Source organism: bacterium, assembly GCA_037128595.1.
In the GTDB taxonomy this organism is placed as follows: Bacteria; Verrucomicrobiota; Kiritimatiellia; order CAIKKV01; family CAITUY01; genus JAABPW01.
This window is the reverse complement of record JBAXWB010000001.1, coordinates 33,528-45,385: the sequence shown is the minus strand read 5'-3', so window position 1 is coordinate 45,385 and position 11,858 is coordinate 33,528. Positions and strand designations below refer to the sequence as shown.

The 11,858-nt window shown below is 58.3% G+C and carries 9 protein-coding genes; 1 reads left to right on the top strand and 8 read right to left on the bottom strand.

Annotation, left to right across the window (positions count from 1 at the left end):
• Positions 1-16: 16 nt before the first annotated feature.
• The 8 genes from WCS52_00210 to WCS52_00175 all read right to left on the bottom strand — a co-directional run bounded on the left by WCS52_00210 (position 17) and on the right by WCS52_00175 (position 10,245).
• Positions 17-1,732 carry an ATP-binding protein gene (locus tag WCS52_00210; protein ID MEI6165593.1) on the bottom strand — a complete coding sequence of 572 codons (1,716 nt, stop codon included), beginning with the start codon at positions 1,730-1,732 and terminating at the stop codon, positions 17-19.
• A 29-nt stretch (positions 1,733-1,761) separates the two neighbouring features.
• Positions 1,762-2,970 carry a cofactor-independent phosphoglycerate mutase gene (locus WCS52_00205; GenBank protein MEI6165592.1) on the bottom strand — a complete coding sequence of 403 codons (1,209 nt, stop codon included), beginning with the start codon at positions 2,968-2,970 and terminating at the stop codon, positions 1,762-1,764.
• Positions 2,971-2,972: 2 nt separating this feature from the next.
• Positions 2,973-3,527, bottom strand: a complete 555-nt coding sequence (gene folE / locus WCS52_00200; GenBank protein ID MEI6165591.1) for a GTP cyclohydrolase I FolE — start codon at positions 3,525-3,527, stop codon at positions 2,973-2,975.
• Positions 3,528-3,534: 7 nt separating this feature from the next.
• A complete protein-coding gene (gene folB / locus WCS52_00195; GenBank protein MEI6165590.1) occupies positions 3,535-3,894 on the bottom strand; it encodes a dihydroneopterin aldolase in 360 nt (119 codons plus the stop codon).
• Positions 3,887-5,854: a response regulator gene (locus WCS52_00190; protein MEI6165589.1), complete on the bottom strand. Its 1,968-nt coding sequence runs from the start codon at positions 5,852-5,854 to the stop codon at positions 3,887-3,889. Before WCS52_00190 ends, folB begins: the two co-directional genes overlap by 8 nt.
• Before the next feature lie 145 nt (positions 5,855-5,999).
• Positions 6,000-8,153, bottom strand: coding sequence for a glucans biosynthesis glucosyltransferase MdoH (gene mdoH, locus WCS52_00185; protein ID MEI6165588.1), 2,154 nt, complete (start codon positions 8,151-8,153; stop codon positions 6,000-6,002).
• Positions 8,154-8,158: 5 nt separating this feature from the next.
• Positions 8,159-8,761, bottom strand: a complete 603-nt coding sequence (locus WCS52_00180; protein ID MEI6165587.1) for a hypothetical protein — start codon at positions 8,759-8,761, stop codon at positions 8,159-8,161.
• Positions 8,725-10,245, bottom strand: a complete 1,521-nt coding sequence (locus WCS52_00175) for a glucan biosynthesis protein (protein ID MEI6165586.1) — start codon at positions 10,243-10,245, stop codon at positions 8,725-8,727. Before WCS52_00175 ends, WCS52_00180 begins: the two co-directional genes overlap by 37 nt.
• 278 nt (positions 10,246-10,523) lie before the next feature.
• Between WCS52_00175 and WCS52_00170 the strand changes: the two genes are divergently transcribed.
• Positions 10,524-11,858 (top strand): OmpA family protein, encoded by a 1,335-nt coding sequence (locus WCS52_00170; protein MEI6165585.1) that lies wholly within the window; start codon positions 10,524-10,526, stop codon positions 11,856-11,858.

Sequence of the window (11,858 nt, the reverse complement as noted above, 5' to 3'; positions counted from 1 at the left end):
GCATCATTCTCCTTGCTCAGACATCCAACCGTTTCCGACCCAGCACCACTTCCTCCACGCACGCCCATAACTCCTCCTGATTGAAGGAGGGCAGGAGTCTCGGGATTTCAAATCCCTCCAGAATTTCCCGTTTGGCGACCGCCGGCTCCGCATCCGTTATCGCCAGTACCGGCACCCGTGCCAGGGATTCCCCCCCCTTGAGCATGGAGATCACGATGCCGCCATTCATACCCGCATGAATCCACTCCAGGATCACCAGATCCGGCTTTACTCCCGCCAAGGCGGTCTCCCAGGTGCCATCAGCCAGTTTACCGGAACTGACCCGGTAGCCATATTCCTCCAACCAGGCGGTCACCCGATCCCGCACGGCATCATCCTCATAGGCCAGCAGGGCCCAGGGCGGGGGAACCACCGGCATCAACAGGGAGACTTGAGTGCCCTTATTGAAGCCCGCAGGCGGACTGGTCACTTCAATCATCCCCCCATGCCGGACCATCAGATCTTTACAAATGGCCAACCCCAGGCCGGCCCCGCTCACATACTCGCCCACCCGGAAAAAACGCTCGGTGATCCGTGGCAAGTGTTCCGCCTCAATGCCAATCCCGCTGTCAATCACCTCGATCACATGCTGCCCGCTCTCTTTTTCGTTGGAACGGAGCCGGATCTTAATGAACCCCTTGGCGGTATTGTACTTAATGGCATTCTTGACCACATTAAAGATCACCCGCTCCATTTTTTGCGGATCACAGGCGGCAAACCCTGCCCCTTCCACCCCCAGATCCAAGCTCAGGCCCTGCGCCTCAATCTGCATTCTCAGCGATTCGATGGTTCGCCGGAGAAACCGGCCGAAGTTCACGCGCACCAGATTCAGGCGGAGCGTATTCGATTCAATACGACTCATGTCCAGAATGTCATCCACCGTCCGCTGCAACCGCTGACAGTCCTCTCGAATCATACTCAGATAGGTTTTTCCCTGTTCCGTCATCGGCCCGGCAATCCCTTTGACCATATTCCCGGCCATGTAGTTGATGGATGAAAGCGGGGTTTTCAATTCATGGGACACATTTGAAACAAACTGCGATTTAGCCCGGTCATGTTTCTGAAGCTGTTCGATGGCCAGATTCAGTTCCGCCTCGATCCGCGTCCGTCGCGCGATCTCCTGGCTCAGCTCCTCGTTGATCCGGGTCCGCTCACGCACCTCCGCCTCCAGCGTGTCATGCGCCGCCTGCAAGGCGTCTTCCGCCTCCTTGCGCGCACTGATATCCCTTATAAAAAAACAGAGGTAGGTCTTGCCCGAGAGGGTGATCTTGCAGGTGGAAATTTCAGAGGGCACGAGTGACCCGTCCTGCCTCGCGCATTCCGCCTGGATAAGGGTAAACCGGTCATTCCGCAGATTGTCACCAATGGTTGCGAGGACGTGTTCCGTCATCCCCAGCACAATATCCATGATGGCGGCCTGCTTGAATTGGGCCTGCGTGTATAAAAACGACTGGGTCGCGCGGACATTCGCATCGACAATTTTCCCGTTCAGTTCGGTGATGAAGGCCGAATCATAGACGTTCTGGAACAATTCGCTTAAATCCGAATTCTGGACGGCGATCTCTCCAAACGTCTTGCGCGGACGGGTCCCGTCCGCCGCCTGAGCCGGGGTTAAGTGGCGTGGCCACCGGCCGGAAGGGGCCGCGGGAATATCAATCCGCATCGTTTTTGAAGACTGGTTGTCACTTGCCATGTCGCGATTCCTTCCAGCACTCCGTGCGGTCACCCGAAGAGGATACGCATCAGGGCATCCCCCTGCATCGCGCCGAGGCTGCCGCGGAGGCAGTCCATCTCATTGAAGGCCGCCACGCCATCGGGAGGGATCCCGGGACACCGCACCGACACCGGCACCGGCGTGCGCGTATGTTTGCCCAACCGGATGGGAACGGGATGATCCGGCAACACGGCATAATTCGCATCCGGCCCCACCGCCGCCATCACCGGGCAGATAATTCTGGAGTCAAAATCCTCAATGGCCTTGATTTTAAGAGTCAGGTTTTGCTCATGGGATACTTCATCAATGGCCTCCAGATGCAAGTACACAAAATCATGGGTCTGAATAGCCTCCACCGCCGCGGCGGCCTTGCCCTCATAATTGGTATCGATGTACCCCGTTGCCCCGGAAACCGGCACCACATCCAGCCCCAGGCATCGCCCCAGACCGGTAATCACATCCACAGCGGAAATCACCGCCCCTGTGATGCCGTACTTATCCTTGAGCTTCCTCAATGCCCCTGCCCGCCCGCCGCTCCAGGGCCATATGCCGTTTGCCATCGTGCGTCCGCCCGCCTTCAGCCGCTGGTTCACCGGGTGATTCGTGAGCACCGCCGTAGCTTCGTCCATCAGCCGCCTTAACACCGTCGCGGTGAACTCGCCCGCCGGACTCAAGGCACAGGGTAGATGCCCCGCCACCGGCTCACCGTGATTATCATCCGGCTTATCAGTCTTGACCTGAGCGGAAAATTCAGGCCCCGAGCACACAAGAATGTTCCGATAGCTCAATCCGGCATGGAACCGGATTTGACCCGTCCCCAGATGCTCATTCAACGCCTCAATCAGGAGCGCGGCCTCAGGGGACGCAATCCGTCCCCCCGAAAAGTCACGCAGGATTCCGTTCTCAACGGTGGTCAGGTTGACCCGGAAGGCAATATCGTCCAGTCCCAGAGGTACTCCCCGCCCCGCCGCCTCGAGGGCACCCCGCCCGCAATATTCAGAAGGCAGATCACAGCCCATGACGGACATATTGGCGACTTCACTGCTGGTTGGAAAACCGGCCGGTAGTGTTAACAAAGTACCCGATCGCCCTTCCCTCGCAATCCGGTCCATCCCCGGTGTAGCCGCCACCTGTAAGGGGGTTTTACCGCCGAGCTCCGCCATCGGCTCATCCGCCATCCCGTCACCGAGGAAAATGATCGTCTTCCGCCTGCTCATAATCATCGAATCAGGCTGAGAAACTCGGACCGGGTGGAGGAATCATTGTGGAAACTGCCCAGAACGGATGAGGTCGTCATCACTGAATCCTGCTTCTCGACCCCCCGCATAATCATGCAGAGGTGGCGGCACTCCATGACCACACCCACCCCCTCGGGCTTGATGTAATCCATAATGTCATGGGCGATTTGAGCGGTCAGCCGCTCCTGAATCTGAAGGCGCCGAGCATGACAGTCCACGATACGGGCCAGCTTGCTGACGCCCAGGACTTTCTTGCGGGGTATATAGCCGATGTGGCATCGACCGAAAAACGGGAGCATGTGGTGTTCACAGAGACTGTACACCTCGATGTTTTTGAGCAGGACCATGTTATTGGCTTCCGCCGTGAACACCGCCCCATTCACGATCCGCTTAACGGACATCCGGTACCCGGACGTCAGAAACTCATAGGCGGCGGCCACGCGTTCCGGCGTCTTGACCAGACCCTCCCGGTCAGGGTTTTCCCCGATTTCCCCTAATAATTCCCTAATTAACCCCGCCACACGCTTCTTATTCATACATGCCTCACCGTTCGTCCCGGACCCTTGTAATTTCCACTTCACTGCAAAGCGCAAACCGGAGCGCCCCCAGCTTTTGAACCGTGACATCCACCTGTTGCACCAGCTCGGATTGCAGGGAAAGCTCGGCGATCCGCTGAGCCAACCGCTCGATCAGCTTATACGGTTTAGACTCGCTCTCCGCCAAAATCGCTTTTTTCAATACGCTGTAATCAATGGTGTGGCGGAGATCATCACTCCGGCAGGCGCGCCGCAAGTCCGCGTGCAAGGTTACCGTAATCAATAGTTCCTGAGGCAGGCGTCGTTCAAAAGCAGTAACGCCCACCCGGCACCGTACCCGAAGATCACGAATTCGTATTTTATCCATGTGCGTTCGCCAGCACTTCCCTTACGACGCTTACTAACCGCGAAGGCGAATGAGGCTTGGCCAGGAATGGGAACCCCCGGTTTTGAATTGTCTGCCACCGCGAACGCTCATCGGTATATCCGCTGCTGATCAACACGGCCAGATCCGGGTTGCGCGCCAGGGCATTCTCAACTAATTCCACACCATTCCCATCCGGCAGCACCACATCACTGAACACCAGGTCAAAGTGGGCTCCCGGCTGAGTGAGGGCCGACTCACCCTCCGCGACCGTCCCCACCGCCACGACCTCATAGCCCGCTGCCACCAGCACCCGCGACGCCAGGACGCGCACTTCAGGTTCATCCTCAACCAATAAAATCCGCTCTCCTTTGCCCGGCGGGACAGAGGTGGGGGATTCCGCCGTCGCAGGCGTCCGCTCCCCTTCCCTCACCGGAAGATACAGCGTCATGGTCGAGCCCTTCCCCACCTGACTTTCCACCTGAACCCAGCCATTGTGCTGCTTGGCAATGCCATAGGCGACCGAAAGGCCAAGTCCGCTCCCATGCCCGATCCCCTTCGTGCTGAAAAACGGCTCAAAGACATGTTTCAACACCTCAGGCTCCATTCCCACCCCGGTATCAGCTACAGAAACGGCCACAAATTCACCCGGGCGCGCCCCCATCATCCCGGTCGCCTGGACCTCACTCACTTTCACCTGTCTGGCGGAAATGACCAGGTTCCCCCCCGAGGGCATGGCATCCCTTGCATTGACCACCAGATTCAGGAGCAGCTGTTCCAGCTGACTGGCATCGGCATAGATGGGCGGAAGGTGCGGGGCGCACTCGACGCTAAGATGAATGTCCCCGCCCACGAGATGCTCGATCAGGGAGCGAACATTTTCAATAACCACATTCATTTCCATCACCGTCGGCACCACCATCTGGCGCCGGCTGAACACCAGCAACTGCCGCGTCAACATGGCGGCACGCTGGGCGGCCTGATAGATATTCTCAATGCCCTCGGCCGAGGATTCAGACTTCGAGGTACTCCGCATGAGCACTTCCGAATAGCCCATAATCACTTGCAGGATATTATTAAAGTCATGAGCGACCCCGCCCGCCAACTGTCCGATCGCCTCCATTTTCTGGGACAGAATCACCTGATCCTGAAGGCGCTTCAACTCGCTGATATCCACCACACTCTCGATCAACTGGCGCCGGCCATTAATCACCACCTGCCGAACCGTCTTGAGAACGGGAATCTGGGTCCCATCCGCCCGGACCAGCACGCGTTCTGAATGATCAATCGACTGGCCGAGATCGGTAAGCGGGCACTGCCCCCTGGCCGCAGGACAGACAAATTTATGACAGACACTCCCCTCGATCTGATGTGCCGGCAACCCGACCATCTCCGCCAGTTCACGATTGACTTCGAGGATGACATGGCTTTCCGGATCTACAATCATGACCCCAGTCTGCACGGACTCGAGAATGACCCTTAGCCGGGCCTCGCTGGCACGGAGGGCTTCGTCCGCCCGGTCCCGGTCCCGCTGCACTCTGCGGTATTCGCGCCGGTCAGCCGCGTCCTTCATGGCGCGCTGCACCACCGGCACCAACCGCGTCAAGCGGTCCTTCAGGACATAATCCTGCGCCCCGGCCTTGACGGATTCAACCGCGCATTCCTCCCCGATAGCCCCCGACACGACAATAAAAGGAACGTCCCGCTTCCAGGTTTTGAACTCGGCGAGAGCATCCAGCCCGCTGAACCGGGGCATTTTATAATCCGCCAGGATGAGATCCCACTCCCAGTGCAAGAGTGCCCGCATGGACTCGAGGGTATCCACCCGCTCATAGACGAGCGTGTAGCCCGCCCGCCGCAGCTCCCGCACGATCATCTCGGCATCCTCCGCGGAATCCTCAACGATCAGAAGCCTCAATAACGGGGCAGGGTCCTGTTCATTTTTTATGTTCTCATCCGGCATGACTATTCCCTCAAATACCGCGATTTCGTCATCCGCTACTCAAACTGCGGCCTTACATTGCGACTATACAACTTGCGGCAAAAGAGTAAAGCAAAAGGCAACATGATAATCATTCCCCAAGGCCCCGTTATCGTCACGCACGGGCTTAACGGTACAGAGCGGTTTGAGGGCGATCGGTCAGGGTGTTATAATGCCGCATCGCCAGGAGCCACCATTGCGACAGGCTCGACTCAGGCATGCGCCACACCTGATCATGCAGGTCTGCCACCGCCTGGGCATTCATCAAAACAGCCATCTGCTCCCGGCGATTCAGCGCGGCGGGCCCCTTCGCCAGCAGGCGCACCTGGAGTTCATGCAGGTCACGGGTCACCCGGTGCCCCGCCGTGGGCTTATGCCGCAACAATGAACTGTGGGCCGCATTCAGATAGGGATCCAACACCACCTGCATGATTCCGTAATGAGGCGCCAACCAGTCCGGGGGATCCATCCGGTGCCGGATGGCTCTCAGGTTCTTATCCAGATGCCGGACCACCGCCGTGGGCTTGGTTTCAATGGGAATGGTGAAAAGCCGGAACTGACGCAGACGTTTACCCAATCCCGGCGCGCTTAACATCGCGGAAATCGGGATGGAAGCGATCAGCCCGAATGTCACCGGACTCAACCACCAGAAAAATACCGGACTAATCAAAAACGCAATCACTGCCCAGGTCACTCCGGTCACCGTATGCCCCATATGCGCCGAAATAATGGCCTCCCAGTCGATTCCCGTTCCCGCATCGCGCGACTGCGGATTCCATGGAACATCCCGCCCGCTGAGAATTTCCACCACAAACCGGGAATTGAACAACATCTGCACAGGCGCCATCAATGCGGACAGGGTATGCTCAATCAGGAACCCCAGTATGACCCGCCAAGTCCCGCCGAAGGTGGCGCGCCGTTCCCGGTTTGCAAGCACCAGAAGCACCGCCAGGATCTTCGGCAGGGTCAACATCGAGAGGGTTACCAAAAACATGATCAGTGCCAGTCGCCCGCCTCCAATATCAAGAAACGAGGAGAATCCCACATCGGAGTCAAACGTCAGCACCGTCCCCCCCGCCCAGAACATCCACGCGGAAACAGAGCCCAGAGCCAGGAAAATCAACCATAAGGGGGAGGCGACATAGGAGAGGATACCAAGGAAGAGGTGCAGGCGATTGATGGGGTGCAGTCCCTGGGCCGTAATCAACCAGGCGTGCTGAAGATTACCCCGGCACCACCGCCGGTCACGACAGGCGTGATCCAGAGGCGTGGGGGGCAGGTTCTCAAAGCTCCCGCCCACCTCGTAATTCATCCACACCTCATAGTTGGCCCGGCGCATCAGCGCGGCCTCCACATAATCGTGACTCATGAACCGGGTATTAGCACCCGCCGTCAACGTGGGAAGCGCGCAATGCTCCATAAACGGAGCGACCCGGATAATGGCATTATGCCCCCAGAAATTACCGCAGCCGGCCTGCCAGTAATTCAGCCCGGCCTGGAAAATCGGCCCATACAGGGTGCCCGCAAACTGCATCAGCCGGGCAAAGAACGTCCGCCCCTGTATCGGCGCAGGAACTGTCTGGATGATGCCCGTCTGGGGATTGACTTCCATCAATTGCACCAGCCTGACCAGGGTCTTGGCCTCCATGAGGCTGTCCGCATCCAGCACGACCATATACCGGTATTTCCGGCCCCAGCGCCTCAAAAAGTCACTGATATTGCCGCTTTTCCGGTTCAAGCCCAGCCGGCGCTTGCGATAGAAAATACGCCCGAATCCATTGACCTGCTTGCACAAGTCAATCCAGGCCACTTCCTCCTCAATCCATTTGTTGGGATTATTCGAGTCGCTCAGAATAAAAATATCAAAGCGACTGATATAGCCGGAACGGACCAGATCGAGATAGATGGTCCGCAGGCCCTCATAAACCCGGCTGACATCCTCGTTGAAGATGGGAATCGCAATCGCAGTGGCAGGCATCTCGGCCAAACTGGGCATGGCCTCGGGAACCGTCCGGGAAATACTGAAGGGGTCTTTTTTCCGCAACAGGATGAAAAACCCGCACACGGCCTGAACGAACCCCAGCGTCACCATCCCGAACAGGGGCACAAAGAAAAACAGAACCGCCATCTCGATCCCGCTCAGGCCGCCCCGCCAAAGGATATCCGCCATGACCCAGGTTGCCACCCCGGTCAGCACCACCACGGTCGTGAAAAAAAAAGCCTGTCGCAGGCCGGACCGGCGCAATTTAGAAACAGGCATGGAAGGGGAATCGCTCTTCATATCGTTTAACTCCGTGTATACCAGAAAAGCACGACCAGAAGAACGGCAAAAAGGGTCCACACAAACAACGTCCGCAATATGGGAAGCCGGTCAAAGGTATCCATGGCCGAACCTGCCCAGCCCTGGATCAGGCCGCGGTCCATCGACCGCGGCACCATGCTGCTGACCTCCAATTCAGGCCCCGTCTTCACCAGTCGCGCATGCAGGGTGTCGGCAAACCCCGGCGGCTCCTGCTGGGGATTCAGGAACGCATTGGGCCACCGCATCGGGGCATCGCACAGGTAGAGCGACAGGAATCCCTCGGCCATCGTATAGGGCCGTTCATGTTCCCGGGGCGGCAGCAGGCCCGCCATCCAGCGGTCAATCAAATCACGGGCCTCATCAATAGCCAGCGTGGCGAGGGGGACATCGGCCTGGCTCTCCCGGCGAGCCAGGGCGCGCTGCAAAATGAGGGCCGTCAGGCGCGCCCGGTGCAATCGACTGGCAACCCGGCAAGCCCGCAGATAATTTTCAACCTTACCAAACGCCTCATCCCACGCCGCTCCATCTTCCGGATTCCAAGCGGGCAGGGTTATGGCATCCAGCGATAACTCCATGTCTCGGTGCAAGGGGCCCCATCCTTTCGAATCAATGCGCGAAGTTCCACAGACCCTGAAGGCGTATCGGGGGTCACATCAAACGCCACCCGCCACGTCCTCTGAAACGGATTGAATTCATCGGAAATACCCGACAGCTTCCCGCCATCCGCCTGGACCACCACTTCCGGTTTCAGCGTCGCCCCCTCCCGCGCCAGCGTCGGCCATGAAAAATCGAGTACAAACTTGCGCGCATTGGACTGGGCTAACGTATTCCCTGACCGCATGGCCACCAGCCGCCCGGTAGCGGGAAGACTCGGGTTGTCCTCATACCAGATCAGATCGTACGCAAACTCAGCTGACTCCCCGGGCTTCAGCGCCTTTTCGGGCTGCCAATAGGCCACGATATTATCATGGAATTCATTCCAAGTCCCGATTTCCACCAGTCGCACGGCCCCCGGACCCCATGCCCCGACCGGCCGCACCCACGCCGAAGGGCGCCGGTGATACATGGTCTCAAGGTCCGCGTAGCAGGCAAAATCCCGTTCGCGCTGAATCAGCCCAAACCCTTTGGGATCCTTGTCCATAAAGGCACTCAATCGCAACGGACCGGTATTCTCCAAAGCCCGCCAGATCCACTCTTTATTCCCGTTGTAAATCAGAAGCCCATCGGAATCATGAACTTCCGGTCTGAAATCATCAAACCGCCGGACATTGTTTTTGCCGAACCAATACATACTCGTCAACGGCGCAATCCCGTAGTTCGTCAGATCCGTGCGCGCAAACAAGGCGATACGCATATGCATCACCGTTTCAACGCCCGGCTCAACCAGGAAGGATACGGCACCGGCCACACTGGGTCCATCCAGCAGGGCGTACATTTGAATCGTGGATCCCTCCCGATCGGGACGCACCACCCAAAAATCCTGAAAACGGGGAAACTCCTCCGGCTTGTCGGCCGCGCAATTCACCGTCACCGCCCGCGCGGAAAGACCGTAGATCAACCCCTTGGGCAGGGCGCGGAAATAGGAGGCCCCCTGGAATACCAACAATTCGTCCAGATATTCGGTTGTGTTCAGCGGATAATGCACCCGGAACCCGGAATATTTAATGCCCCGCAGGTCGAACCAGCTTAAATCATTCTTGCCGTAATCGAACAAATCCCGATCAAACGGAAAATCCTTGACCGTCTCCCCGTCGACCAGATGCATATCGATCTGATCCTTTTGCCCGCCTCCCGGGTGAAAAAATTGGAGCTGAAAGGGCAGGTGCTCCCTCCGCCAAACCGATTCCCGTACGTTGAACCGAATGTCACGCGTCTGATCGTACGAGAGGGTCTCAAGGGTTTTGGAAAGCGGGACGCGCGTATCTTTATAAGGCGCCAACGCGAGATCCCTCGCCATTTCCTTGATACGTTCAAACGTCGGAGCGGGACCACGCGTAGCGGCCTGGACCGGCAACGAACCCATAAACAAAAAGGCCATCGCGGCCCCGCAGTAGATAAGTTTAAGATTCATAAGGATATCAAATCAATACAGTTTATGACCCTTTCTCGTAACGCCCACTCAAACTGCTCAATGATTACCCGACAAACCATTGCCCTGCAAGGTAAAAGGCAGCACACATCATCCCTCCCTGACCACAGGCGGCAATCTCCTGTTGGCGATCAGGCGGCGATTTGCTACTTTGCTGGCCTTGGTGCCATGTGAAACCCAGTTCATCAAAAAACCGCAAAGACGCTCAGGATCCACTGCAATTGGACTTTCTGGCACGCGTTAACCCACCCCCTCCCCCTATGAAACCTATCGAACCCAGTCCGGACGGCACCCCGCCGTTACCCTTCCTGACCTCCGCTCCAGAACCTGCGGATGATGTCTTTGAGGCCGATCCCTTTTTCAATCCCCCTGACTCACCCTCCCCCGGGACTGATGAGCTGGTATCTGACGAAATCCCTTTTGACCCCGATCCGCCTCTTGTTCACGCCCCGGCCGTCACAACGACCGCTGAAGAGCGTCTTCTGGAAACCATTGTGAGCCCATCCGATGCTACGGATGACCCTCGCGTCCAGGACGTTACGACCGAACAGGAGACGCTGGCACGACAGGAGCTGGACCGCGCCAGCCAGGCATTGCGCCAGGCCGAAACCGTGCGCGCACAGATCCAACAGGAACTCCGCGCGGTTAAAACCCGTTGCGCCGCGCTTGAGGCCGAACTGACCGGAGCACGGACGGCCCTGAACGAGGCCCATCAGGCGCGCACCGAAACCGAGGCGCGGTTTGAGCAGGCCGAGAAGCAGTGGACGGAAAAACTCAGCCAGCTCCGCCATATGCTTGACGAGGTCGAGGACGCCCGCGATGACGTCTTTCAAAAACGGGTTCCAAAACTCCTGTTCATCGGAACACTCATTGCCGGAATCATCGCCACCCTTTTTGCCTACCTGATCGGAGCGGGCCAATCCTCGCCGCCCCCCGCCCCAACGGCTGAGTCCCTCCCTGCACCAGCCGCGATGGCCCCGATCCCCCGCCCCGTAGAGAACGTAACCGCCCCTCTTGAGCCGGCCAGCCTTACCCCCGCGCCTGCACCTGTCCTGATGCCGGAGCCCCCCGCCAACCCGACCCCGCCGCCCGCTCCCCTCCTCAAGGTTCCGACCATTGAAGCAACGCCTCCCGCGACTCCCCCTCGTCCGAAGCCAGCCGGCCGCGCCCCCGGCAAAACAGTCGCCTGGCCGGCCCTTTCAGGAAGTCACTGGGACACTATGTCATCCGCCAAGGAGCTGAAAGTGGTTTTCCACTACGGGATTTTCACACGTGGCACCGAACTCTCGAGCACGGCACGACAGGATCTCAACACCATCGCCGCCTCGCTCAAAGGCCAACCCTTCAAGGTCGAAGTCGAGGGGCACACCGACTCCACGCATGTCGCCAAAGCCAAGGGGAACGGAAAGGATAACCAGGCCATCGGCCTGGCGCGAGCGAAAGCGGCCGCCCGATATCTGATCGATTCGTGCGGACTCCCCGCTTCAATGGTATCCACATCCTCGGCGGGTGAAACCCACCCCCCCTACCCGAACACATCGGAAGCCAACCAGCAGAAAAACCGCACGGTTGTTCTCAAAATTTCAGCGCGTTGA